The organism is Kosakonia sp. AG348 (genome assembly GCF_003337365.1).
Lineage (GTDB): Bacteria > Pseudomonadota > Gammaproteobacteria > Enterobacterales > Enterobacteriaceae > Kosakonia.
In genome coordinates this window covers 260,723-286,193 of sequence record NZ_QPJR01000003.1, presented here as the reverse complement: position 1 = coordinate 286,193, position 25,471 = coordinate 260,723, and the positions used below count along the sequence as shown (strand labels likewise).

The window sequence follows — 25,471 nt, the reverse complement described above, 5'->3', positions numbered from 1 at the left end:
CCAGATAAGGCGTCACCGCCATCCGGCAAATTTTCCTGAATTACAGCACCGCCGGGTAGAACGACAGGCCGCGAGCCAGCAGGTTCGCCGGATCTTTTGCGGGCTGCACACCATGGTCTTCCAGCGGCAGCGCTTCCAGGTCACCATGAACATGGGTATTTTCCAGCAGATAACGGGTCATACGCACTTTCGCCCACGGCCATGCCAGGAACAGCGTGACGCCACACACCAGCATATTGGTAATGGAAATCCAGAACATACGCCCCATCGCCACCGTCGAGGAGAAACGAATGTTCCCTTCCAGCGCCAGTTGCCCGTAAATATAGGCGCGCAGTTTCACAAACGCGAAAAGGAAGCAGACAATCGCCCCGGCAATATAGATCAAATAGCTCAGCACCAATTTGCCGTAAATCGGCCCCATCATCATCGCTAATTGTTCCGGATCGCCACCTGCTGCGTAGGCATTCTCTTGCAGAGTCATCAGTGACGGCATAACCAGTACCATTACCAGCAAAATAAACGGTACAAACAGCAGCATCGATAGCACCACAATGGTGATGCATTTTTTCATTGAAATTTCAGCGGAGAATTTCAGTTTGCCGTACTGCAAATTATTAATCAGCATGCTAAACCATTGCGCAACATATACGCCCTGCATAATGGCAATCCCCAGCAGCAATACCAATGTACCGATACCAATTATCACAGAAATAGCGCCATATGAGCCGCTACTTAATGCAGACGTCACAAAGAGGGAGAACACCACCACCGAGGCAATAATAACCAGCAACGGGCATCCCATCATCACCCACCAGGCACGCAACGGACTGGCGTAGAAATTAAAACGCACACCGTTAATCTCTGTCATCAGCATTTGATAACGCAGGCCCTGAGTAATCAACCACGGGAAGAAAATCAGGAACAGCCCCATCATACAGAGCTGTAACAGCACGTTCTGGTAGGCCACATTAATAAAGAAAATCACATACAGCACCAGCAGGCAGAGCCAGCCGACAAAAATAGAACGCCCGGTCGCGTGATAAGAAAAACGCGCACCGCTAAGTTCAGTATTCTCATAAAAATAACGACGCGCGCGCACTAACGCCCACGGCAAATATAACCCCAGCGTTATTAAGGTCAGTAAAATATTAACCAGCCAAACCACGAAATAGCCTTTCCCGCTGCCCTGAAAGAGAAAACGGCGCACGGGAACCGCCACGGAACCATGAGTTTCGGGAGTCATAACAATCCTTATCGAAAAAAAGAAGCCAGGAAAAAGGCAGTCAACCATAACAATATTGCGAAATGGTTATCTCCACTATTAAGTCTAAATAGCTGCCGGTCAAAAAAATAGCGCCCAATATTCCTGGTCTTGCCAGAACGCCCCTGTAGTGGTATTAAGCAGGATCAGCTTATAACCCCGAAAACAGAGTGCAGAGATGAATGTGACCGCGCCGGTAGAGGTAAAAATGCGCCGGATTGCTGCCGCCGACAACGCAGCAATCGCATCTGTGATCCGCCAGGTATCTGCGGAATATGGTCTCACTGCCGATAAAGGCTACACCGTTGCCGACCCCGAGCTGGATGAGCTCTATCAGCTTTATAACCGACCGGGTTGCGCCTATTGGGTGGTGGAGCAAAACGGCGAAGTCGTGGGCGGCGGCGGCGTCGCGCCGCTGAAATGTAGCGAGCCGGATATCTGCGAACTGCAAAAGATGTATTTCCTGCCCAGCGCGCGTGGGCAAGGGCTGGCGAAGAAACTGGCGCTGATGGCGCTGGAACATGCCCGCACGCAGGGCTTTAACCGCTGTTATCTGGAAACCACCGCATTTCTGACCGATGCCATTGGGCTTTATGAGCACCTTGGTTTTGAGCATATCGACGGCCCGCTCGGCTGCACCGGTCACGTAGACTGCGAAGTGCGGATGCTGAAAACGCTGTGACGCCAACGCGTACCGGCGTTTTACACCGGTACGCCGCTGTGAAAACGAAAATCCGCATCCGGTGTGGAGATAAGCGCCGCTTCCACTTCGCCGAAATGGCGTACGCGCGGGCTGATATCCGTAGTCGAAATCTGCTGCGCCAGCGCCAGGTAATCCTGATAATGGCGCGCTTCTGAACGCAGCAACGACAGGTAAAATTTCTGCAAGTCATCGTCAAGCCACGGCGCCAGTGCAGCAAAACGCTCGCAGGAGCGCGCTTCGATATAGGCGCCGCAGATTAACTTATCGACCAATGTCAGCGGTTCATGCGTGCGAACCTCTTTGAGCATCCCTTTTGCATAACGGCTGGCGGTAATTTTCACGTAGGGAATGTTACGGGCGAGCATCGCTTCCCGCACCTGCCAGAAGTGGTGCAACTCCTCTTTGATCAACAGCACCATGCTGTCAATCAGCGCCTGGCCCCAGGCATCGTCCGTTTGCGGCATCACGCTTTTGCCAATCTGCTTATGCAGCGCGACAAAATCCGGCTCCGGCCCTTCGCGAAAGGTAAATTCTTCATACGGTTTCAGCCACGCCAGTAGCGCGTCCGACCCGCTTTTATCCGCCACATAACGGCGCACCAGCAGCATGGCGGTTTGCGCCGCTTTCAGTTCACACACCATATGATCGGTAAGCAGCAGCGGCAGCATTGATGGATCGCGTGCTTTGTCCAGCCAGGATTGCGGTGTCGGGCAGTGCAGAAAGTTTAAAACCGGGGAGAGTATTTGCGGGTAATCCATTGTGGTTCCTTGCATTGCGGCAGCGAGCGCTGCCGCAATATTTACTCAGTGACGCACACCGTCATCTTCTTCGTCGACGTAATCCTCGTCGTCATCGTCACCCTCTTCGCCGTTCGGGTCTTCGTAGTAGGTTCCCCAACCGTCGTATTCCACATCGAATTTCTCAGCCAGGTTAAGCAGTTGCTCAACTTGCGCGTCGATCAAATCAGCGTTCAGCGCGCTTTCGCTCAGCACATCGCAGCAGATAACCACTTCACCTTCGTCCAGTTCCAGCTCTTCCGGCTCTGTTACTTCGTAGCCCAGTTTAAAGGCTTCAACAGCGGCTTTTTCCAGCGTTTCGAAATCATCTGCCGACAGGTGATGCTCAATGGTATACAGCGCATCAGGATCGCTGCCGTCTTCGAGCAGTTCTTCAATAATCAAACGCGTCTCTTCGCGCTGTTCTTCCAGGTGTTCCGGGTTCGCCATGGCTCGTTCCTCATCAATGTGGCAGATACACTTATTGTCACACACCGCTGGCATTGCCTCCACTCCTCGCCGAAAAGATTTATATTCCGGGGTTGCAAATGCATATTCATACATATAAAGTGAATTTTAATTCAATAAGTGGCCTTCGCCATGTGAGGGGAATATGTCCGCGTTTTATCAAAAGCATTTTTTGAAACTGCTCGATTTTACACCTGCTGAAATCAATACCCTGCTGCAACTCGCCGCTCAGCTGAAAGCGGATAAGAAAAAAGGCCAGGAAGTCCAGAAACTTACCGGGAAAAATATCGCGCTCATCTTCGAAAAAGACTCAACCCGCACACGATGCTCTTTCGAAGTTGCCGCATATGATCAGGGTGCTCGCGTGACATATCTCGCCCCAAGCGGCAGCCAAATCGGGCATAAAGAGTCAATTAAAGACACCGCGCGCGTGCTGGGGCGCATGTACGACGGCATTCAGTATCGCGGTTATGGCCAGGAGATTGTCGAAACGCTGGCGCAATACGCCGGTGTGCCGGTGTGGAACGGCTTAACCAATGAATTTCACCCGACCCAGTTGCTGGCCGATCTGCTGACCATGCGCGAGCACTTGCCGGGCAAAGCTTTTAATCAGATGAAACTGGTTTATGCCGGTGACGCGCGTAACAACATGGGCAACTCGATGCTGGAAGCCGCCGCGCTGGTGGGTTTGAATCTGCGCCTTGTCGCGCCAAAAGCCTGCTGGCCGGACGCGAGCCTGGTCGCCGAATGCAAAGCGCTGGCAGTGAAAAACGGCGGCAACATTCTGCTGACGGAAGATATCGCGAGCGGAGTGAAAGACGCCGATTTCATTTACACCGATGTGTGGGTATCGATGGGCGAAGCGAAAGAGAAATGGGCGGAGCGTATCGCGCTGCTGCGGCCTTACCAGGTCAATAGCAAAATGTTGTCGCTCACCGGCAACCCGCAGGTGAAATTCCTGCACTGCCTGCCCGCGTTTCATGACGATAAGACCACGCTCGGAAAAAAAATGGCAGAAGAGTTTGGCCTGCACGGCGGCATGGAAGTGACTGACGAGGTGTTTGAATCACCGGCGAGTATTGTGTTTGATCAGGCGGAAAACCGGATGCACACCATCAAAGCAGTGATGGTCGCCACCCTCAGTAAATAACGCAATAAGCCCGGTTGCGCAGCGCGACCGGGCATTACGCTTACGCCATCAGCAGTTTCACCACCACTTTACGCACCTGGGCTGGCGCGTTTACCGCACACAGCGGTTTATGCACTTCACCCGGGTAGAACACCACAAAATCCCCTTCGTTCAGTACCACGGTTTTTTCCTGCGCGCCTTCCGGCAAAAAGGCGATGTCTTTATCCGCCAGCCAGTCGGTGTCCGGCGCGCCCGCAGGCTGGGTGCTAAAAGTCATCCCTTCCTGGCCTTTCAGCACAATCTGGATATCCAGATAACGGGCGTGATACTCGGCGCGGCGTTCTGCAAACGGCTGGGTCATATCTTCAGAAACGAGGAAAAACAGGCGGTTGCCGTCGATATCATGTTTGCCAACAGGCGTGGCATCGGTAACGTGCTGCTTAACGTGCTCAATGGCCTGGCGCAGCTCTTCCGGTAGCCAGGATTGTAAATTGTGAATATTGCCAACGATCATGGTGTAGCCCTCAACATAAAACATCGTTTCATTTTCAGCTTTTATACGAAAATTCACACTGCCATACCACCACTTTTTACGGGAGATTTGTTGCAACGCATGTTTATCGGAAAATATGTTATATGCCTGTTAAGGCCGATTACGCTTTTATGCAGCATAGATGCATAAAGCCGACGCCAGTGCGCGGGCGTAAAGTTGTTACTCACTGATTAACAAGTATTTATTTAAATAAACCTTTCCCGATCACACTTCAGCAGCCTGGTAATTTGCGCATTCATTCACTGGTTATTTCCGTTTTTTGCGCCCGGCAGCACCGTTCTATTCATTTTTGTGCATATCTATTCCTTTCAGCATTTAAAAAATTTATAAATCAATGGGTTACATATTCACGAAAATAGGTGTATAGCTACAAAACAATAACAACCATGAATAAGTCCAGCCGTTAATGCGTAAGCATTCATCCTGATAATTAGGCTAATTGTCTATTCTCTGATGCGAATCAAGCATTTGAACGGCGGCGATTTAATTCCCTATTCGACGTGAGCACAATCACACTATTAATTCTTACGGCTTCTACTATGAGCCATGAAATTAATCGTTATTAACGCGCGATGAAATTAATCACATTTCATTGCCGCCCCCTTTTTATTCTGAAAAAAGTTAAAGGAATAATTATGGAAAAGCACTACGTCGGTTCTGAAATAGGTCAATTGCGTAGCGTTATGCTGCACCGTCCCAATTTAAGCCTGAAACGGTTAACACCCTCGAATTGTCAGGAGCTGTTATTCGATGACGTGTTATCAGTCGAGCGCGCCGGGGAAGAGCATGACGCCTTCGCAAACACACTGCGCGAGCAGGGTGTGGAAGTCCTGCTGTTGACCGATCTTCTGACACAAACGCTTGATATTGCAGAGGCAAAAGCCTGGCTGCTGGAAATGCAGATCTCTGATTATCGCCTTGGCCCGACCTTCGCCGCAGACGTGCGCAGCTGGCTGGCGGATATGCCGCACCGCGAACTGGCGCGGCGGCTCAGCGGTGGATTAACCTACGGCGAGATCCCGGCATTTATTAAAAATATGGTGGTTGATACCCATACAGCGAATGATTTTATTATGAAGCCACTGCCCAACCATTTATTTACCCGTGACACATCGTGCTGGATTTATAATGGCGTGTCGATTAATCCGATGGCTAAACCGGCCCGCCAGCGTGAAACGAATAATCTGCGTGCTATTTATCGCTGGCACCCCGCGTTCGCCGATGGCAATTTTATTAAATATTTTGGCGACGAGAATATTAATTACGACCACGCCACCTTAGAGGGCGGCGATGTATTAGTCATTGGTCGCGGCGCGGTATTAATTGGCCTCTCTGAACGAACCACACCGCAGGGCGTGGAATTTCTTGCCAATAGTCTGTTCAAACACCGCCAGGCCGAACGCGTTATCGTCGTTGAACTGCCAAAACACCGTTCCTGTATGCACCTCGACACGGTGATGACCCATATCGATATCGACACTTTTTCCGTTTACCCCGAAGTAGTGCGCAAAGACGCCCAGTGCTGGACGCTCACCCCGGACGGGCGCGGCGGTCTGCAACGTACGCAGGAAAGCGACCTGCTGCACGCCATCGAAAAAGCGCTCGGTATAGACCAGATCCGACTTATTACCACCGGCGGCGACGCTTTTGAAGCCGAACGCGAACAGTGGAATGACGCCAACAACGTCCTCACGCTGCGCCCCGGCGTGGTCGTCGGCTACGAGCGCAATATCTGGACCAACGAGAAATATGACAAAGCCGGGATCACCGTGCTGCCCATTCCCGGAGATGAGCTGGGACGCGGGCGCGGCGGTGCACGCTGCATGAGCTGCCCACTGGAACGCGACGGCATTTAAAGGAGCCATCATGGAAAGAAAACCTACGCTGGTTGTCGCGCTGGGCGGCAACGCGCTGTTAAAACGCGGCGAACCGCTGGAAGCGAACATCCAGCGCCAGAACATTGATCTTGCCGCGCGCACCATAGCCGGGCTGACCGCGCAGTGGCGCGTGGTGCTGGTACACGGCAACGGGCCGCAGGTCGGCCTGCTGGCGCTGCAAAACAGCGCTTACGACAAAGTTACCCCCTACCCACTCGATATTCTCGGCGCGGAAAGCCAGGGGATGATTGGCTACATGCTGCAACAGTCGCTGAAAAACAGCCTGCCACAGCGCGAAGTGAGCGTACTGCTCACCCAGGTGGAAGTCGACGCCAGTGACCCGGCGTTCAGCAACCCGAGCAAATACATCGGCCCGGTTTACAGCGAGGCGCAAGCCCAGACGCTGCAGCAGGAGAAAGGCTGGGTATTTAAGGCTGATGGTCGCTATTTCCGCCGCGTTGTGCCCTCCCCGCAACCCAAACGCATTGTCGAAAGCGACGCCATTAGCGCGCTGATAAACCGCGATCACCTGGTGATTTGCAACGGCGGCGGCGGCGTGCCGGTGGTGGAAAACGCCAACGGCTACCACGGCATCGAAGCGGTGATCGACAAAGATCTCTCGGCGGCACTGCTGGCGCGGCAAATCGAAGCCGACGCGCTGTTGATTCTTACCGACGCCGACGCGGTGTACCTCGACTGGGGCAAACCCACGCAGCGCCCGCTGGCGCAAGTCACCCCGGACATGCTGCAGGGCATGCAGTTTGACGCAGGCTCGATGGGGCCGAAGGTCGCCGCATGCCGCCAGTTTGTTGAGCAGTGTCACGGCATTGCGGGCATCGGCGCGCTGGCGGATGGTCCGGCCATTCTCGCCGGGGACAAAGGCACATTGATTCGTTACTGATTTAAAAAAGGAAATCTCATGAGCATCAACCTGAAAAACCGCAACTTTCTCAAACTGCTCGACTACACCCCGGCGGAGATCCAGTACCTGATCGATCTGGCTATTCAGCTCAAAGCAGACAAAAAAGCAGGTCGTGAAAAGAAAACCCTGGTCGGCAAAAACATCGCGCTGATTTTTGAAAAAACCTCCACCCGCACCCGCTGCGCGTTTGAAGTCGGCGCATTCGATCAGGGCGCGCAGGTCACTTACCTCGGCCCAAGCGGATCGCAGATTGGCCACAAAGAGTCGATGAAAGACACCGCCCGCGTGCTGGGACGCATGTATGACGGCATCGAATATCGCGGTTACGGCCAGCAGATAGTAGAAGAGCTGGGTCAATACGCAGGCGTGCCGGTGTGGAACGGACTGACCAATGAATTTCACCCCACGCAGATCCTCGCCGATCTGATGACCATGCTGGAACACGCGCCGGGCAAACGCTTGTCGGAATTACGTTTTGCTTATCTGGGCGATGCGCGCAACAACATGGGCAACTCGCTGATGGTCGGCGCAGCGAAAATGGGCATGGATATTCGCCTGGTGGCACCGAAATCCTTCTGGCCAGAGGCTGCACTGGTGGAACAGTGTCGCGCCATCGCCCGTGAAACCGGCGCGCGCATCATGCTCACCGAGGATGTGGAAGAAGGCGTGCATGGCGTTGATTTCCTCTACACCGATGTGTGGGTGTCGATGGGCGAGCCGAAAGAAGCGTGGTCTGAGCGCGTCAGCCTGATGAAACCCTACCAGGTAAACGCTGCGGTGGTGAAAGCCACCGGTAATTCGCAGGTGAAATTTATGCACTGCCTGCCCGCGTTTCATAACGAGCACACCAAAGTGGGCGGCGAGATCGAAATGGCGTATGGCCTGAAAGGGCTGGAAGTCACCGAAGAGGTTTTCGAATCGCCTAACTCTATCGTTTTTGATGAAGCAGAAAACCGGATGCACACCATCAAAGCGGTGATGGTGGCAACCCTCGGCGACTAACCACTCCCCCGGCGCGCCGCGGGTGCGCCGGGGTTAAGGAGCACATCATGGGCAAGTTCAAGTTCCCTTCCGCTTACACCATCCTCTTTTTGTTGATTGCCATTGTCGCCGCGCTCAGTTGGGTGATCCCCGCCGGGCAATACCAGATGGCAATGAACCCAGCCCTCGGTAAAGAAGTACCGATTGCCGGTACTTACGCGCATGTCGCCGCGCATCCTCAGGGGTTAATCGCGGTGATCATGGCGCCAATAAGCGGCCTTTACGATCCTGATACCGGCCAGGCCGGCGCAATTGATGTGGCGCTGTTTATTCTGATCATCGGCGGGTTTCTGGGCATCGTCACCAAAACCGGTGCCATCGACGCCGGGATAGAGCGCGTCACCACCCGTTTGCGTGGCCGTGAAGAGTGGATGATCCCGATCCTGATGGCGCTGTTCGCCGCAGGCGGCACCATCTACGGTATGGCCGAAGAGTCGCTGCCGTTTTATACGCTGCTGGTTCCCGTGATGCTCGCCGCCCGTTTTGATCCGGTTGTCGCCGCCTCCACCGTGCTGCTCGGCGCGGGGATCGGTACGCTGGGATCGACCATCAACCCGTTCGCCACGGTGATCGCCGCTAATGCCGCCGGGATCCCGTTTACCCACGGCATCCTGCTGCGTGTTGCGCTGCTGGTGATTGGCTGGGTGATTTGCGTTGCGTGGGTGATGCGCTACGCCCGCAACGTGCGCGCCAACCCGGCGCGGTCGATCGTCGCCGACAAGCAGGACGAAGATCGGGCGTTTTTCCTCGGCAATAAATCGCCGGAGATGCTCGAATTCACGCCGGTGCGCAAACTGATCCTGCTTATTTTCGCGCTGGCCTTTGTGGTGATGATTTACGGCGTGGCGGTGCTCGGCTGGTGGATGGCGCAGATTTCGGCGGTGTTTCTGGCAAGCGCCATCATCGTGGGTTTGATCGCCCGCATGAGCGAAGAGGAGCTGACCTCAACATTTATCAACGGCGCGCGGGATCTGCTGGGCGTAGCGCTGATTATCGGCATTGCCCGCGGTATCGTAGTGATCATGGATAAAGGTATGATTACTCATACTATTTTGCACAGTGCCGAAGGCATGGTCAGCGGGTTATCCACCGTCGCGTTTATCAACGTTATGTACTGGCTGGAAGTGGTGCTGTCGTTCCTCGTGCCCTCGTCCTCTGGCCTTGCGGTGCTGACCATGCCGATTATGGCGCCGCTGGCCGATTTCGCTAACGTCAACCGCGATCTGGTCGTTACCGCGTACCAATCGGCGTCCGGCATCGTCAACCTGGTGACGCCTACGTCGGCGGTGGTGATGGGCGGGCTGGCTATCGCCCATGTCCCCTATGTGCGCTACCTGAAGTGGGTCGCACCATTGCTGGCGATATTGACGGTGGTGATCATGGCGGCGCTCAGCCTTGGCGCTCTGCTGTAACGCACCGGGTGGCGCTTTGCTTACCCGGTCTGTGGCTAATATACAGGCCCGGTAAGCATGCCGTTGCCGGGCGTTTTGTTTCGGCAACCAATACGGGAAAAGAGATGATGGAATATGGAGATTATTCACCGAAAGAGCAGCTACAACTGGCGGTCTGCCAGCGCCTGATTAGCGAAAAAAGTTATCTTTCACAGGAGGAGATCCGCCGCGATTTGCAGCGCCACGGCTTCGACAGTATCAGCCAGTCCACCGTTTCACGCCTGTTGAAACTGCTCGGTGTAATCAAAATTCGCAACGCCAAAGGACAAAAAATTTATTCGCTGAATCCTCAGTCACGCCCGGTGCCGGACGCCGCCCGCTCCGTCTCCGAAATGGTGGTTAGCGTTGAGCACAATAGCGAATTTATCCTTATTCACACCGTGGCGGGATATGGCCGCGCAGTGGCACGTATTCTGGATTACCACCAGTTGCCGGAGATCCTCGGCGTGGTGGCAGGAAGCAGTATCGTCTGGGTCGCGCCGAGAATAGTGAAGCATACGGCGCTGGTGCATAAGCAAATTAATTATTTACTTAGAACGCATTAATATTCAAAGAGAACCGTTTGCATTGCGTAAAATGTGCATCAATCGCTTGATCCGCGAAAACAGCTGCGTATAATCCGGGACAATTTGCCGGGAGGAAGCATGAATCAGTGTGTACGACAAACTGTCTTACCGCGTCTGAAAAAAGGCGCTGGCCTGCCGTTTTCCTTCCCGTTGATCACCGAATTCCACAGCCCCTCTATTGAGGGGCTTTTTTTTGCGCAGTCGTCAGGAGATAACCATGGCTAACCCGCTATATCAGAAACATATCATTTCCATAAACGATCTCAGCCGCGAAGAACTCGAACTGGTGCTACACACCGCCGCACGACTGAAGGCCAACCCGCAGCCGGAGTTGCTCAAGCATAAAGTGATCGCCAGTTGCTTCTTTGAAGCCTCCACCCGCACGCGTTTATCGTTTGAAACCTCCATGCACCGCCTCGGCGCGAGCGTGGTCGGTTTCTCCGACAGCAGCAACACGTCGCTGGGCAAAAAAGGCGAAACGCTGGCCGACACCATTTCGGTAATCAGCACCTATGTGGACGCCATTGTGATGCGCCATCCGCAAGAGGGCGCGGCACGTCTGGCCACCGAGTTCTCCGGCGGCATTCCGGTACTCAACGCTGGCGACGGGGCTAACCAGCATCCGACGCAAACGCTGCTCGATCTGTTCACGATTCAGGAAACGCAAGGCCGCCTTGAGAACCTCAACATCGCGATGGTCGGCGACCTGAAATATGGCCGCACCGTGCATTCGCTGGCGCAGGCGCTGGCGAAATTCAGCGGCAACCGCTTTTACTTTATCGCCCCGGACGCGCTGGCGATGCCGCAGTACATTCTCGATATGCTGGACGAAAAAGGCATGGCCTGGAGCGTACACGCCAGCATCGAAGAGGTGATGGCAGAGGTGGATATTCTCTATATGACGCGCGTGCAGAAAGAGCGTCTGGACCCGTCGGAATACGCCAACGTCAAAGCTCAATTTGTCCTGCGCGCCAGCGACTTAACCCACGCGCGCAGCAATATGAAGGTGCTGCACCCGCTGCCGCGCGTGGATGAAATCACCACCGACGTGGATAAAACGCCGCACGCCTGGTATTTCCAGCAGGCCGGTAACGGCATCTTCGCTCGCCAGGCTCTGCTGGCGCTGGTTCTCAATCGCGATTTGGCGCTGTAAGGAGAAACGACAATGACACACGATAACAAACTGCAGGTCGAAGCCATCAAACGCGGCACCGTGATTGACCACATCCCGGCGCGCGTCGGATTTAAACTGCTGACGCTGTTTAAGCTGACGGAAACCGATCAGCGCATCACCATTGGCCTGAACTTGCCGTCCGGCGAGATGGGGCGCAAAGATTTGATCAAGATCGAGAACACATTTCTGACCGACGAGCAGGTAAACCAGCTGGCGCTGTACGCCCCCCAGGCCACCGTTAACCGCATTGATGAGTATGAAGTGGTGGGTAAATCGCGCCCGAGCCTGCCGGAGCGCATTACTGGCGTGCTGGTGTGCCCGAACAGCAACTGCATCAGCCATGCAGAGCCGGTCGCCTCCAGCTTTGCGGTGAAAAAACGCGAAAGCGACATCGCGCTGAAGTGCAAATATTGTGAGAAAGAGTTCTCGCACCATGTGGTGCTGGCTAACTAATTGCGGTTGGTATTGCGTTTTTCCCTCCCTATAATGGGGCGGAACCTCAATACCGCTGTCATTCAGGAGTTATTATGACCAAAGTTATCGCCACGGAAAACGCGCCAGCAGCGATTGGCCCTTATGTTCAAGCTGTTGATCTTGGCAACATGATCCTGACCTCAGGTCAGATCCCGGTTGATCCGAAGACCGGTAGCGTACCGGAAGATGTGGCGGCGCAGGCGCGTCAGTCGCTGGACAACGTGAAAGCGATTGTTGAAGCGGCGGGTCTGAAAGTGGGCGACATCGTGAAAACCACCGTTTTCGTGAAAGATCTCAACGATTTCGCTACCGTTAACGCCACGTATGAAGCCTTTTTCAACGAACATAACGCCAGCTTCCCGGCGCGTTCCTGCGTGGAAGTCGCCCGTCTGCCAAAAGACGTGAAAATCGAGATTGAAGCCATCGCCGTTCGCCGTTAATGGCGGAGAAGCGAGAGATAAAAGGCAGCTTACGCTGCCTTTTTTATTGCCCACTTAAAACTAAAACGCGACCGGTTTTTGGCTCTGCCCGCTTACCTTTAAATTTAAATCTCACAGGCTGCCAGAGATTTCTTTCGAAGAAGTTGGTACACCTTTCCAGGGAATCAATTTATGTACGCTTATCACCCAGGCGTTCACCGATTGCGCGTAGCGCGCAGCAACTTTTCCAGCGGATAGACCGCAGCTATCACCACTTCGTCCTGAATTTGTGCCGCGTTATCCAGTTCTCCCTGAATAGACGCTATCTCGCCATCGTCCAGCGTCCCCTGACGCGCCACCAAATCCGTCAGCCGCAGCCCAATAGTGGCGAGCTTATCCACCTGCAAAATCACCGGGCGCATCGCTTTTAGCTGGTAATTGCTGTCGCTGAGCGCCAGCGCATCGCTGGTGTTACCCTGCCAGCGGCTAAAGAGGTGGCGCAGCGCCACCGCGCTGGTGTTGTCTTCCGCATCGCTCACCAGCCTGTCGACCCACTGGTTCATCTGTCGAACGGTGCTACTCTCCGGTGCCAGCGCATCGGCAAAGCGGTTCAGCGGCTCGAACTGATGATAGTTACCGGCCTGGAATTTCAGATGCTGGCGCGTGTAGTAGTGCGCTGGTTCGACAGCCTGGGCGAGGATCTGCAGCGGCAATGTATCGGCGCTGTTCGCAAGGCGCGTGAACTGCACCGATTGCTGGTTGTGCTGCTGCAGGCCGACCGATACCGTCGACCAGCTGTCCATCGCCTGTAAACGGCTGTACATGTTATCGGTGTCGTTCACATCCTGCGCCGACCACAACCGTTCCGCCACGGCAAACGCACGCGGCCACAGCTTGATATCCAGCACCGGCGCGACCACATTTTCCGCCCACAGCGCGGCTTCGCCTCCCAGTAAATTCGCCTGCTGGCTGGCGTCCGGCACCGCGGGAGCAATGCCTTTCGGCACCTCGTTTAACCGCGTGCCGGTGACGGGGTAGCGCGCGTTGCCCAGCAGGAAGTAACCGCCAAGTTTATCGTCGGTGAGAGTGATGACCGGGCGGGTTTCGCCCATCCACGTATCGACGACAAAACTCACCTGGCGATCGCTGCGCCAGTCGATATGCTGCACGGCGCGACGAGATTTGCCTTTGAAATCAATAAATCCGCGCCATCCACTTTCGCCTTTCACCAGCGTAAACGTCCCTTCCACCGGGCTGCCTTTCAGCCGCGGCATCGAAAACGACCAGCTTTGCGCGCTGTCGTTATCGGCAATCACATCCACACCATTTAAGCCCTGCGGCACAATCTCATTGCGGTAGTGATAGGCGGTGTACTGCGGCTGATCGAGGTAGAAACCGGTCGAGAGAATGCCTTTGTAACCCTGCTTTGCCACCTCGCCCAGCGCGTCCTGCCCCTGCCAGGACTGGATGACAATACTTTTGGGCAGATCCGGGTGGAAGATCTCATCCCAGCCCACCATCTGGCGCTGATGTTTTTCGAGGATCGCCTCCAGTTTGCGGTTGAAATAGGCCTGCAACGCGTGGCTGTCGGCCAGTTTGTTGTCGCGCATAAATTGCTGGATCGCCGGGTTATTTTTCCACTGCGTATCGTCCACCTCATCGCCGCCGATATGCAAATACGCATCCGGGAAGATCGCCGCCAGTTCGCTGACTATCGCTTCAGCAAAGGTGTACGTTGCCGCTTTTGTCGGATCCAGCACCGGTTTCAGCACGCCCCAGTGGCGCTCCATCTCATACGGCCCCGGCGCGCTCATCAGTTCCGGGTAGGCAACGGCAATCGCCGACGCGTGTCCCGGCATGTCGATTTCCGGCACCACGCGAATGCCACGCGCCATGGCGTAACGCACCACATCGCGCATTTGTTCTTCGCTGTAAAAGAGACCGTCGCTGGCAAGCTGCGTCAGTTTGGGGTAGCGCCTGGAGCTAAAACGCCAGCCCTGGTCGTCGGTTAAATGCCAGTGCAGCACATTCAGTTTCGCCGCCGCCATGCCGTCGATCTGCCGTTTAATATCCTCAACCGGTATAAAATGGCGGGCGGAATCGAGCAGCAAACCGCGCCACGGGAAGCGCGGCGAATCGTCAATGGTCACCCACGGCAAGGTGGTCTTTTCCGTGCTGTTTTGTATCAACTGGAGCAACGTTTCCATGGCGCGTAGTGCGCCAAAGCGGGTATTTGCGGCGATCTGCACGCCATTCGCATCAATGGTCAGCGTGTAATGCTCATCGCTATCCAGCTTCGGCAGCGGTGCCACTTTTTTGGCAATGGTTATCGAAATGGTGGGATGTTGCGGTTTTTCGGCCTGCGGTTGCAGCGTCCAGCCGGTTTGCCGGGCGATGCGCTGACGCAATCGCGTAACGGCGTCGCCCAGATCGTCGCCGCTGACGCTGACAGAGAGCGTATCCGTCAGTACCAGCGAGCCCTGCGTTGCCGGACGTTCAACCTTTGTCGGCCACGGCATCAGAGGCAAGTCACCTGCGGGTGCAGCAAAAGCGGAAGAACCGAGCAGCAACCCGGCAGTTAACAGGCTGTAACGCAACATAAATGTTCCTTCAGGCGAGGTCAGGCGAGGGAAAACATTTTGTTAACATGCGCCCTCAGGAGCGTCAAGCGCGCCGGGCGACGGGGATCACAGCTTGCGGGAATTGAGAGAAATACCCGGCCTGCACAGAGTGCGCAGACCGGGTTTAAGACAAAAGTTTATTGCCAGCCGTAGCGACGGCTATAGAAGCCTTTCATCCACTGCGTGAGCGTCATATAACCTGCGAGGATCGCCACCAGCCACGGGAAGTACGCCAGCGGCAGCGCCTGTAATTGCAGGTATTGCGCCAGCGGCGAGAATGGCAGCGCGATGCCGACACAAATCACCATCAGCGTCATCGCCACCAGCGGCCAGGCGGCGCGGCTCTGGATAAACGGCACGCGGCGAGTGCGGATCATATGCACAATCAGCGTTTGCGACAGCAAACCGACGACAAACCAGCCGGACTGGAACAGGGTTTGCGCTTCCGGCACGTTAGCTTTAAACACCCACCACATCACGCAAAACGTCACAATGTCGAAGATCGAACTGATCGGGCCAAAGAAGATCATAAAACGGCCCAGATCCGCCGGGTTCCAGCGTTGTGGTTTGGCGATCTGTTCTTCATCGACGTTATCAAACGGGATCGCCACCTGCGAGACGTCATACACCAGGTTCTGGATCAGCAAGTGCAGCGGCAACATGGGCAAAAACGGCAGAAACGCGCTCGCCACCAGCACACTGAAGACGTTGCCGAAGTTGGAACTGGCGGTGATTTTGATGTATTTCAGCATGTTGGCGAAAGTGCGGCGCCCTTCGATTACTCCCTCTTCCAGCACCATCAGGCTCTTTTCCAGCAAAATAATATCGGCCGCTTCGCGGGCGATATCGACGGCGCCATCGACGGAAATCCCGATGTCCGCCGCGCGCAGCGCCGGGGCGTCGTTTATGCCATCGCCCATAAAACCGACCACGTGCCCTTCGCGTTTCAGCAGACGGACAATGCGTTCTTTATGCATCGGCGTCAGGCGGGCAAAGAGCGTGATGTGCTTCGCCATTTGCGCCAGTTCATCATCGCTCATGTGCTCAATTTCGCTGCCGATCAGCGCATCGCCCACTTCCAGCCCCACCTCGTGGCACACTTTCGCCGCCACCAGTTCGCTGTCGCCGGTGAGGATTTTGACGGTGATCCCGCTCGCTTTTAGCGCTTTCAACGCCGGCGCAGTTGTCTCTTTCGGCGGATCGAGGAAGGCGATGTAGCCTTCGAGGATCAGATCCGACTCGTCAATACGCTGGTAGTCACCGCTACGCGCCGGCAGATATTTGGTCGCCACCGCAACCACGCGCAGCCCCTGGCGGTTCAGTGTGCTGGTTACGCGTTCAATGCGGCGCAGCATGGTGTCATCCAGCGGGAAGATTTCGCCGTTGAAGCGCACCTGCGAGCAGACGCTGAGGATCTCCGTTAACGCGCCTTTGCAAATCAGTTGATGAACATCCGTCTGCTGTGCCACCACCACCGACATGCGGCGGCGCTCGAAATCAAAGGGGATCTCATCCACTTTGCGCCAGCTCGCCGCCAGCGTCTGCGCCGCTTCCGCGTCCACACCTTCCAGTACGGCGGTATCGAGCAGGTTTTTCAGTCCGGTCTGGTAGTGGCTGTTCAGCCAGGCGCTGTGCAGCACCAGTTCGCTGACTTTACCGCTGATATCCGTATGATTTTCCAGCACGATTTTGTCCTGCGTCAGGGTGCCGGTTTTATCGGTACAGAGGATATCCATCGCGCCAAAGTTCTGAATGGCGTCCAGATGTTTAACGATCACTTTCTGTTTCGACAGTTTCACCGCACCGCGCGCCAGCGTGGAGGTGACAATCATTGGCAGCATTTCCGGCGTCAACCCCACGGCAACCGACAACGCAAACAGCGCCGCTTCCCACCAGTCACCTTTGGTAAAGCCGTTGATCAGCAGCACAATCGGCGTCATCACCAGCATAAAACGGATCAACAACATGCTGACGCGGCTGATACCTTTCTGAAATGCGTTTTGCTCGGTTTCTTGCTCACTGACACGCCCGGCCAGTTGGCCAAACCAGGTATTGCCGCCGGTGGCGATGACTATCGCCTGCGCCGTGCCGCTCACCACATTGGTGCCCATAAAGCACAGCGTATCGGCTTCCAGCGGGTTGCGCTGCGCGGCCTGGCGCGTCGTCGCCACTTTCTCTACCGGCAAGGATTCGCCGGTCAGCGAAGCCTGGGCGACAAACAGATCCCGCGCCTGCAACACGCGCAGATCCGCCGGGATCATATCTCCTGCGGCCAGCTTGACGATATCGCCCGGCACCAGTTGGTCGATAGGCAATTCGCACCAGCCATTTTCCCCCTTTTCATTCACCACGCGCAGCACCGTCGCGGTGTTGCTGACCATTGCTTTCAGCGCATCGGCCGCTTTGGTCGAGCGCGCCTCTTGCAGGAAGTTGAGCAGCGTCGAAATCGCCACCATCAACGCAATTACGCAGGCGGCGAACAGATCTTCCGAGGCATAGGAAATAATGCCTAAGCAGGTCAGCAGCAGGTTAAACGGGTTGCGATAGCACACCCACAGATGCACCCACCAGGGGGCGGGTTTCTGCGCCGGGATCAGGTTTTCGCCGTGGGTTTCCCGCGCCAGTTCCACTTCCTGCGGGTTCAGCCCTTCCGGGTGGCTGGCAAAAGTGTGCCAGAGCTGCTCATGTTCCATCGCAGCAATCTGCAGACAGCGTTCACCCATCGAGGCGGGGATAGCACCCTGGGCGATATGTTGTACGCCGGGAAGCGGATCGCGCTGCACCAGACGACGCGGTAAATGGCGGTTGAGGCGAGCGAAAAGCTGCCGGGTAATGTTTTTCAGCATGATAGTGTCCTTGCCCCCGCATCACGCGGGTGCGATTGACAACTGGCGTAACAAAGCCGCGCCAGCTGGCGTTTTTAATCGGGCAGGGACGAAAACGACGTCGCTGCCTTACGCATCCGGTAAGGCAGCAACAGCAGGCTTACCGGAAAAAGTATCTCCGTCGCGGGAGAGGGGTGGGATCGGGATCCATCTGGCCTCCGGTAAGGTGTGAAGGGCGAATCATAACGTAGCGGTATCATAGCTCCGCTGAATTAAACCAAACATATACACACCATCAATTGGTAGCACAAAGTGCATAAACCAGACTTTGCTCATTGCTGGCGCTTGGAAGGGATGCAAAACTCCTTTATCCTGCAACCCGCCCCCATCAGGAAAGGATTGAAGTATGCAAAACCGGCTGACAATCAAAGACATCGCACGCTTAAGCGGCGTGGGCAAATCCACTGTTTCCCGTGTGCTGAATAACGAAAGCGGCGTCAGCCAGCGCACACGCGAACGGGTGGAAGCGGTGGTCAATCAGCACGGTTTCTCCCCTTCCCGCTCCGCGCGCGCCATGCGCGGACAGAGCGATAAAGTGGTGGCGATTATCGTCTCGCGTCTGGATTCGCTCTCGGAAAACCTTGCCGTACAGACCATGCTCCCGGCGTTTTACGAACAGGGTTATGACCCGATTATGATGGAAAGCCAGTTCTCGCCGCAGTTAGTCGAAGAGCATTTGCAGATGCTGAGCCACCGTAATATTGATGGCGTGGTGCTGTTTGGCTTTACCGGCGTCACCGAAAGCCTGCTTACTGCCTGGCAGTCGTCGCTGGTGCTGCTGGCGCGCGACGCCAGTGGTTTCGCCTCGGTCTGTTACGATGATGACGGCGCAATCCAGCTGTTGATGGAAAATCTTTATGCCCGTGGGCATCGCCATATCAGTTTTATTGGCGTCCCGCACAGCGATGCCACCACCGGCAAACGCCGCCACGACGCCTATATGGCGTTTTGTCAAAAACACCGGCTCGAACCAACGTTCGCCTTACCGGGCCTTGCCATGAAGCAGGGTTATGAACATGTCGCCCACGTTTTAACCCCTGACACCACCGCGCTGCTCTGCGCGACCGATACGCTGGCGCTCGGTGCCAGTAAATATTTGCAGGAACAGCGCATTGATAATCTGCAACTGGCCAGCGTCGGCAATACGCCGCTGATGAAGTTTCTGCACCCGGAAATTGTAACCGTTGATCCCGGTTACGCCGAAGCGGGTCGCCAGGCCGCCGCGCAATTAATAGAACAGGTTAATGGCCGCGCCACGCCTCGCCAAATCGTGATCCCTGCCCGCCTCGTTTAAGCCGCTGTATCGTTTATTGTGATCCTCGCCAAGTTTCGGGAACGTTCCCATTTTTAATTTTTTTGCCTGCGGTTACGCTTTGCCTCGGTCATGTTACGCATCATTTCTCCCCCCGAGAGGCACCAGGATGAGCAAAGTCAATCCATCAGATATTGAACAACTTATTACGCTGGTTGGCGGACGCGAAAACATCGCGACGGTCAGTCACTGTATTACCCGCTTGCGTTTTGTATTAAATAACCCGGGCGCCGCCGACCCAAAAGCGATTGACCAGCTACCGATGGTCAAAGGCTGTTTCACCAACGCCGGGCAGTTCCAGGTGGTGATCGGCACCAACGTCGGCGACTACTATCAGGCGTTGCGCGCCGCCACCGGTCTGGCTCATGCGGATAAAGAGCAGGCCAAACAGGCAGCGCGACAAAATATGAAATGGCACGAGCGCTTAATCTCCCACTTCGCGGAAATCTTCTTCCCGCTGCTGCCCGCACTGATTAGCGGCGGTTTGATCCTCGGTTTTCGCAACATTGTCGGCGATGTGCCGATGAGCAACGGCCAGACGCTGGTGCAGATATTTCCGCCATTGAAAACCGTGTATGACTTTCTCTGGCTGATTGGTGAAGCGGTCTTCTTCTATCTGCCGGTCGGCGTTTGCTGGTCTGCGGTGCGCAAAATGGGCGGAACGCCAATCCTCGGCATCATCCTCGGCGTAACGCTGGTTTCACCACAGTTAATGAATGCTTATTTACTGGGTTCGCAGGTGCCGGAAGTGTGGAACTTTGGTCTGTTCAGCATCGCGAAAGTGGGCTATCAGGCGCAGGTGATCCCGGCATTGCTGGCGGGCCTGGCGCTCGGCATCATTGAAACGCGGCTTAAAAAGCTGATACCGGACTCCCTCTATCTGGTGATTGTTCCGGTCTGTTCGCTGATCCTGGCGGTATTCCTGGCGCATGCGCTAATCGGCCCGTTCGGTCGCATGATTGGTGACGGCGTGGCGTGGGCGGTTCGCCATCTGATGACAGGCAGCTTCGCCCCGATTGGCGCGACGCTGTTTGGTTTCCTCTACGCACCGCTGGTGATTACCGGTGTGCACCAGACCACGCTGGCTATCGACATGCAGATGATTCAGAACATGGGCGGTACGCCGGTGTGGCCGTTGATTGCGCTGTCAAACGTTGCACAGGCCTCGGCGGTGGTGGGCATCATTATCTCCAGCCGTAAAGAGAATGAACGTGAAATCTCGGTTCCGGCGGCTATCTCCGCGTTTCTCGGCGTAACCGAGCCGGCCATGTACGGCATCAACCTGAAATATCGCTTCCCGATGCTGTGCGCGATGATCGGTTCCGGCCTTGCCGGGTTGTTGTGCGGCCTTAACGGCGTGCTGGCGAACGGGATTGGCGTGGCGGGCCTGCCGGGTTTCCTCTCGATTCAACCCGCTTTCTGGCAGGTCTTCGCACTGGCTACAGCGGTGGCGGTTGTCATCCCGCTGGTGCTGACCTCCTTTGTTTATCAGCGTAAGTTCCGTCACGGCACATTGCAGATTGTGTAATTTTTGGGGCGCGTTTGCGCCCCTTCGTTTTCGCAGGAAATCATGATGAATACCCTTCCCCACTGGTGGCAAAACGGCGTTATCTACCAGATTTACCCAAAGAGTTTTCAGGACACGACCGGCACTGGCACCGGTGATTTACGCGGCGTGATTACGCGCCTCGACTACTTACAAACCCTCGGCGTCGACGCCATCTGGCTGACGCCATTTTATATCTCCCCGCAGGTGGATAACGGCTACGACGTGGCGAATTACACCGCCATCGATCCGCTTTACGGCACCCTGGCAGACTTTGATGAACTGGTCGCCCAGGCGCACCAGCGCGGCATCCGCCTGGTGCTGGATATGGTGTTCAACCACACCTCGACCCAGCATGCCTGGTTCCAGGCATCGCAGGATCCGGACAGCCCGTACCGTTCTTTCTATATCTGGCGCGACGGCGAACCAGAAACGCCGCCGAATAACTGGCGTTCGAAATTCGGCGGCAGCGCATGGCGCTGGCACAGCCAGAGCGGCCAGTACTATTTGCATCTGTTCGCGCCGGAGCAGGCAGATCTCAACTGGGAAAACCCGGCGGTACGCGACGAGCTGAAAAAAGTCTGCACCTTCTGGGCCGATCGCGGTGTCGACGGTTTGCGTCTCGATGTGGTGAATTTAATCTCCAAACAGCAGGATTTCCCCGACGATCACAGCGGCGACGGGCGACGTTTTTATACCGATGGCCCGCGCGCCCATGAGTTTTTGCAGGAGATGAGCCGCGAGGTTTTTCGCCCGCGCGAATTGATGACGGTCGGTGAGATGTCATCCACCACGCTGGAACATTGCCAGCGCTACGGCGCACTCGACGGCAGCGAGCTGTCGATGACGTTTAACTTCCACCATCTGAAAGTTGACTATCCCGACGGCGAAAAATGGTCGCTGGCGAAACCGGATTTTGTGGCATTGAAATCGCTGTTCCGCCACTGGCAGCAAGGGATGCACAACGTGGCGTGGAACGCGCTGTTCTGGTGTAACCACGATCAACCGCGCATTGTGTCGCGCTTTGGCGAAGAAGGCGCGCTGCGCGTGCCCGCCGCCAAAATGCTGGCGCTGGTGCTGCACGGCATGCAGGGCACGCCGTACATTTATCAGGGCGAAGAGATCGGTATGACCAACCCGCACTTTGCGCGCATTACCGACTACCGCGATGTGGAAAGCCAGAATATGTTTGCCGAACTGCGTGCCGCAGGGCGCGAGCCGGAAGCGCTGCTGGCGATCCTCGCCAGTAAATCGCGCGATAACAGCCGCACGCCGATGCAGTGGACCGCGCGTAAAAACGCCGGTTTCACCACTGCCGATCCGTGGATTGGTCTGTGCGATAACTATCGGGAAATCAACGTCGAAAACGCGGTCAACGATCGCGATTCGGTGTTCTATACCTACCAGTCGTTGATTCGCCTGCGTAAAAACTTGCCGATACTCAGTTGGGGCGATTATCAGGATCTGCTCCCCTCTCACCCACATTTATGGTGCTACCGCCGTCAGTGGCAGGGAGAAACGTTGTTGGTTATCGCCAACCTCAGCAATCAGTTCCAGCCGTGGCGGCCAGAAACCCTGCCGGGCGACTGGCAGGTGGTCATCAGCAACTATGCGGAAGTTTCCCCTGTTCCCGGTGAAATGACCCTGCGGCCGTTCGAAGCCGTGTGGTGGCATCAAAAATAAGCGTTTTTCACTTCCCTGGCGCAAAAAAACAGCAGGCTTAAACCTGCTGTTTTTGTTGAATTTTTAGTCAAAACAAGAATGCCTGAATTTACATTTCCTCAGAGCGCCCGTCCTCTGCGCTATCCGGTTTTTACTTTGTCCTGAGTCAATAAAAACGCAAACATGTTTGATGCAAATCACTATATATAGAAATTAGAATGCACCCCGGCCCTATATGTTGTATTAATCGACTACTATTCGAACAAGCTGACCACCGCGAAAGCGATACACGCTGTGGATAACACGGGCCTGGATGGGACGAACTTATTGGTTTTAGTAATGAATAACCAGCCAGTCTGCGCGTCCTCATATTGTGGATAACCTGTTTTCTAAAATGGAGTGATCATGACACCGCATGTGATGAAACGAGATGGCTGTAAAGTGCCTTTCAACTCAGAGCGCATACAAGAAGCCATTTTGCGTGCAGCTAAAGCAGCGGGAGTCGATGACGCAGACTATTGCGCCACCGTCGCAGAGGTAATTAGTCGTCAGATGCAGGGCCGATCGCAGGTCGATATTAGCGAAATCCAGACTGCCGTCGAAAACCAGTTGATGTCCGGGCCGTACAAACAACTGGCGCGTGCCTACATTGAGTATCGCCACGATCGCGATATCGCCCGTGAAAAACGCGGCCGTCTGAACCAGGATATTCGCGGTCTTGTTGAGCAAACCAACTCGGCGCTGCTCAATGAGAACGCCAACAAAGACAGTAAAGTGATCCCGACTCAGCGCGATCTGCTGGCGGGAATTGTCGCCAAACACTACGCGCGCCAGCACTTGTTGCCGCGCGATGTGGTACTGGCGCACGAACGCGGTGAGATCCACTATCACGATCTCGACTACTCCCCGTTCTTCCCGATGTTCAACTGTATGCTGATCGATCTGAAAGGCATGCTGACCCACGGCTTCAAAATGGGCAACGCGGAGATTGAACCGCCAAAATCGATCTCAACCGCCACGGCGGTTACCGCGCAGATCATCGCCCAGGTCGCCAGCCATATTTATGGCGGCACCACCATCAACCGGATCGATGAAGTGCTGGCACCGTTCGTCAGCGCCAGCTTCGAGAAACACCGCAAAGTCGCCAGCGAGTGGAACATCCCGGATGCCGACGGCTATGCGCGCAGCCGCACCGAGAAAGAGTGTTACGACGCGTTCCAGTCGCTGGAATATGAAGTTAACACCCTGCATACCGCGAACGGCCAGACACCGTTTGTCACCTTCGGTTTCGGGCTGGGCACCAGTTGGGAATCCCGCTTGATCCAGCAGTCGATCCTGCGTAACCGCATTGCAGGTCTGGGTAAAAACCGTAAAACCGCCGTGTTCCCGAAACTGGTGTTCGCCATTCGCGATGGTCTGAATCACAAGTTCGACGATCCGAATTACGACATCAAACAACTGGCGCTGGAGTGCGCGAGCAAGCGCATGTACCCGGATATTCTCAATTACGATCAGGTCGTCAAAGTGACCGGTTCGTTTAAAACGCCGATGGGCTGCCGCAGCTTCCTTGGCGTGTATGAAGAGAATGGCGAACAAATTCATGACGGGCGTAACAACCTCGGCGTCATCAGCCTTAACCTGCCGCGCATCGCGCTGGAAGCGAAAGGCGATGAAGCGGCGTTCTGGAAACTGCTGGACAGCCGCCTACAACTGGCGAAAAAAGCGCTGATGACCCGCATCGCGCGCCTCGAAGGGGTGAAAGCCCGCGTTGCGCCGATCCTCTATATGGAAGGGGCTTGCGGCGTGCGCCTGAAAGCGGACGACGATATCGCGCCGATCTTTAAAAACGGCCGCGCGTCGATTTCGCTGGGTTATATCGGCATACACGAAACGATCAACGCGCTGTCCGGCAACAAGCATATCTACGACAGCGAAGCACTGCGCGCCAAAGGCGTGGCAATTGTGGAACGCCTGCGCCAGGCGGTGGATCAGTGGAAAGAAGAGACCGGTTACGGTTTTAGCCTTTACAGCACGCCGAGCGAAAACCTGTGTGACCGTTTCTGCCGTATCGATACCGCCGATTTCGGCGTGATAGAAGGTGTGACCGATAAAGGTTACTACACCAACAGCTTCCACCTTGATGTCGAGAAAAAGGTGAACCCGTACGACAAAATCGATTTCGAAGCGCCGTACCCGCCGTTAGCCAGCGGTGGTTTTATCTGCTACGGCGAGTATCCGAACATTCAGCACAACCTGCGCGCACTGGAAGATGTCTGGGATTACAGCTATCAGCACGTGCCGTATTACGGCACCAACACGCCAATTGATGAGTGTTACGAGTGCGGTTTTACCGGCGAGTTCGAATGCACCAGCAAAGGCTTTACCTGCCCGAAATGCGGTAACCACGACGCGTCCCGCGTCTCCGTTACCCGCCGCGTTTGCGGCTACCTCGGCAGCCCGGACGCGCGTCCGTTCAACGCCGGCAAGCAGGAAGAAGTGAAACGCCGCGTGAAACACCTCGGCAACGGGCAAATCGGTTAACAACTCCGTCGCCCGGTGAGTGGCGTTTACCCGCGCCGGGCACGCGGTCAGTGATTTCACCGTACCTGATTGCCCGATGGCGCTACGCTT

At 55.5% G+C, this 25,471-nt stretch carries 22 protein-coding genes; 15 read left to right on the top strand and 7 right to left on the bottom strand.

Annotated elements, in window-relative coordinates:
• Window positions 1-40: 40 nt before the first annotated feature.
• Window positions 41-1,243: a YjgN family protein gene (locus DFO56_RS08445; RefSeq protein ID WP_045513561.1), complete on the bottom strand. Its 1,203-nt coding sequence runs from the start codon at window positions 1,241-1,243 to the stop codon at window positions 41-43.
• Window positions 1,244-1,439: 196 nt separating this feature from the next.
• Here DFO56_RS08445 and DFO56_RS08440 point away from each other — a divergent pair, with 196 nt between their 5' ends.
• Window positions 1,440-1,943: a GNAT family N-acetyltransferase gene (locus tag DFO56_RS08440; protein WP_045513560.1), complete on the top strand. Its 504-nt coding sequence runs from the start codon at window positions 1,440-1,442 to the stop codon at window positions 1,941-1,943.
• A 20-nt stretch (window positions 1,944-1,963) separates the two neighbouring features.
• Here DFO56_RS08440 and miaE read toward each other — a convergent pair whose 3' ends face one another.
• The gene (gene miaE, locus DFO56_RS08435; protein WP_045513557.1) at window positions 1,964-2,722 is read right to left on the bottom strand and encodes a tRNA isopentenyl-2-thiomethyl-A-37 hydroxylase MiaE; all 759 of its coding nucleotides are present in this window, start codon (window positions 2,720-2,722) and stop codon (window positions 1,964-1,966) included.
• Window positions 2,723-2,767: 45 nt separating this feature from the next.
• Entirely contained in the window at window positions 2,768-3,190 is a 423-nt protein-coding gene (gene rraB / locus DFO56_RS08430) for a ribonuclease E inhibitor RraB (protein ID WP_017459078.1), read from the bottom strand.
• Between the two features lie 163 nt (window positions 3,191-3,353).
• Between rraB and argF (DFO56_RS08425) the strand changes: the two genes are divergently transcribed.
• Window positions 3,354-4,358 carry an ornithine carbamoyltransferase gene (argF, locus tag DFO56_RS08425; RefSeq protein WP_045513554.1) on the top strand — a complete coding sequence of 335 codons (1,005 nt, stop codon included), beginning with the start codon at window positions 3,354-3,356 and terminating at the stop codon, window positions 4,356-4,358.
• Between the two features lie 40 nt (window positions 4,359-4,398).
• Here argF (DFO56_RS08425) and DFO56_RS08420 read toward each other — a convergent pair whose 3' ends face one another.
• Entirely contained in the window at window positions 4,399-4,851 is a 453-nt protein-coding gene (locus tag DFO56_RS08420; RefSeq protein WP_045513666.1) for a YhcH/YjgK/YiaL family protein, read from the bottom strand.
• A 674-nt stretch (window positions 4,852-5,525) separates the two neighbouring features.
• Between DFO56_RS08420 and arcA the strand changes: the two genes are divergently transcribed.
• The 9 genes from arcA (at window position 5,526) to ridA (ending at window position 12,835) form a co-directional block, all read left to right on the top strand.
• A complete protein-coding gene (gene arcA, locus DFO56_RS08410; RefSeq protein ID WP_020456312.1) occupies window positions 5,526-6,746 on the top strand; it encodes an arginine deiminase in 1,221 nt (406 codons plus the stop codon).
• 10 nt (window positions 6,747-6,756) lie between these two features.
• Window positions 6,757-7,668 (top strand): carbamate kinase, encoded by a 912-nt coding sequence (gene arcC / locus DFO56_RS08405; RefSeq protein WP_020456311.1) that lies wholly within the window; start codon window positions 6,757-6,759, stop codon window positions 7,666-7,668.
• 18 nt (window positions 7,669-7,686) lie between these two features.
• Entirely contained in the window at window positions 7,687-8,691 is a 1,005-nt protein-coding gene (gene argF, locus DFO56_RS08400; protein WP_045513551.1) for an ornithine carbamoyltransferase, read from the top strand.
• Window positions 8,692-8,738: 47 nt separating this feature from the next.
• The gene (locus DFO56_RS08395; RefSeq protein ID WP_020456309.1) at window positions 8,739-10,142 is read left to right on the top strand and encodes a YfcC family protein; all 1,404 of its coding nucleotides are present in this window, start codon (window positions 8,739-8,741) and stop codon (window positions 10,140-10,142) included.
• Window positions 10,143-10,246: 104 nt separating this feature from the next.
• Complete coding sequence (locus DFO56_RS08390) at window positions 10,247-10,726, top strand: arginine repressor (protein WP_020456308.1); 480 nt, start codon at window positions 10,247-10,249, stop codon at window positions 10,724-10,726.
• A 99-nt stretch (window positions 10,727-10,825) separates the two neighbouring features.
• Window positions 10,826-10,972, top strand: coding sequence for a pyrBI operon leader peptide (locus DFO56_RS08380; protein ID WP_020456307.1), 147 nt, complete (start codon window positions 10,826-10,828; stop codon window positions 10,970-10,972).
• The gene (gene pyrB / locus DFO56_RS08375; RefSeq protein WP_020456306.1) at window positions 10,965-11,900 is read left to right on the top strand and encodes an aspartate carbamoyltransferase; all 936 of its coding nucleotides are present in this window, start codon (window positions 10,965-10,967) and stop codon (window positions 11,898-11,900) included. The genes DFO56_RS08380 and pyrB overlap by 8 nt, the downstream gene beginning before the upstream one ends.
• A 12-nt stretch (window positions 11,901-11,912) precedes the next feature.
• The gene (gene pyrI / locus DFO56_RS08370) at window positions 11,913-12,374 is read left to right on the top strand and encodes an aspartate carbamoyltransferase regulatory subunit (protein ID WP_017459088.1); all 462 of its coding nucleotides are present in this window, start codon (window positions 11,913-11,915) and stop codon (window positions 12,372-12,374) included.
• Between the two features lie 74 nt (window positions 12,375-12,448).
• The gene (gene ridA / locus DFO56_RS08365; RefSeq protein WP_017459089.1) at window positions 12,449-12,835 is read left to right on the top strand and encodes a 2-iminobutanoate/2-iminopropanoate deaminase; all 387 of its coding nucleotides are present in this window, start codon (window positions 12,449-12,451) and stop codon (window positions 12,833-12,835) included.
• Window positions 12,836-13,029: 194 nt separating this feature from the next.
• Here the strand turns inward: ridA and DFO56_RS08360 are convergent, their stop codons facing one another.
• From DFO56_RS08360 to mgtL, 3 genes are all read right to left on the bottom strand, one after another.
• Entirely contained in the window at window positions 13,030-15,414 is a 2,385-nt protein-coding gene (locus DFO56_RS08360) for a beta-N-acetylhexosaminidase (RefSeq protein WP_045514267.1), read from the bottom strand.
• A gap of 158 nt (window positions 15,415-15,572) precedes the next feature.
• Window positions 15,573-18,281, bottom strand: a complete 2,709-nt coding sequence (gene mgtA, locus DFO56_RS08355) for a magnesium-translocating P-type ATPase (RefSeq protein ID WP_045514265.1) — start codon at window positions 18,279-18,281, stop codon at window positions 15,573-15,575.
• Window positions 18,282-18,420: 139 nt separating this feature from the next.
• Entirely contained in the window at window positions 18,421-18,471 is a 51-nt protein-coding gene (mgtL, locus tag DFO56_RS25135; protein ID WP_228007843.1) for a mgtA regulatory leader peptide MgtL, read from the bottom strand.
• Between the two features lie 195 nt (window positions 18,472-18,666).
• On the opposite strand from mgtL, the gene treR reads away from it, so the two are divergent.
• The 4 genes from treR (at window position 18,667) to nrdD (ending at window position 25,381) form a co-directional block, all read left to right on the top strand.
• The gene (gene treR / locus DFO56_RS08345) at window positions 18,667-19,614 is read left to right on the top strand and encodes a trehalose operon repressor TreR (protein ID WP_045514263.1); all 948 of its coding nucleotides are present in this window, start codon (window positions 18,667-18,669) and stop codon (window positions 19,612-19,614) included.
• Window positions 19,615-19,741: 127 nt separating this feature from the next.
• The gene (gene treB / locus DFO56_RS08340) at window positions 19,742-21,160 is read left to right on the top strand and encodes a PTS trehalose transporter subunit IIBC (RefSeq protein WP_045514261.1); all 1,419 of its coding nucleotides are present in this window, start codon (window positions 19,742-19,744) and stop codon (window positions 21,158-21,160) included.
• Between the two features lie 45 nt (window positions 21,161-21,205).
• Window positions 21,206-22,861 carry an alpha,alpha-phosphotrehalase gene (gene treC, locus DFO56_RS08335; RefSeq protein WP_045514259.1) on the top strand — a complete coding sequence of 552 codons (1,656 nt, stop codon included), beginning with the start codon at window positions 21,206-21,208 and terminating at the stop codon, window positions 22,859-22,861.
• A 384-nt stretch (window positions 22,862-23,245) separates the two neighbouring features.
• A complete protein-coding gene (nrdD, locus tag DFO56_RS08330; RefSeq protein ID WP_045514257.1) occupies window positions 23,246-25,381 on the top strand; it encodes an anaerobic ribonucleoside-triphosphate reductase in 2,136 nt (711 codons plus the stop codon).
• Window positions 25,382-25,471: the final 90 nt, after the last annotated feature.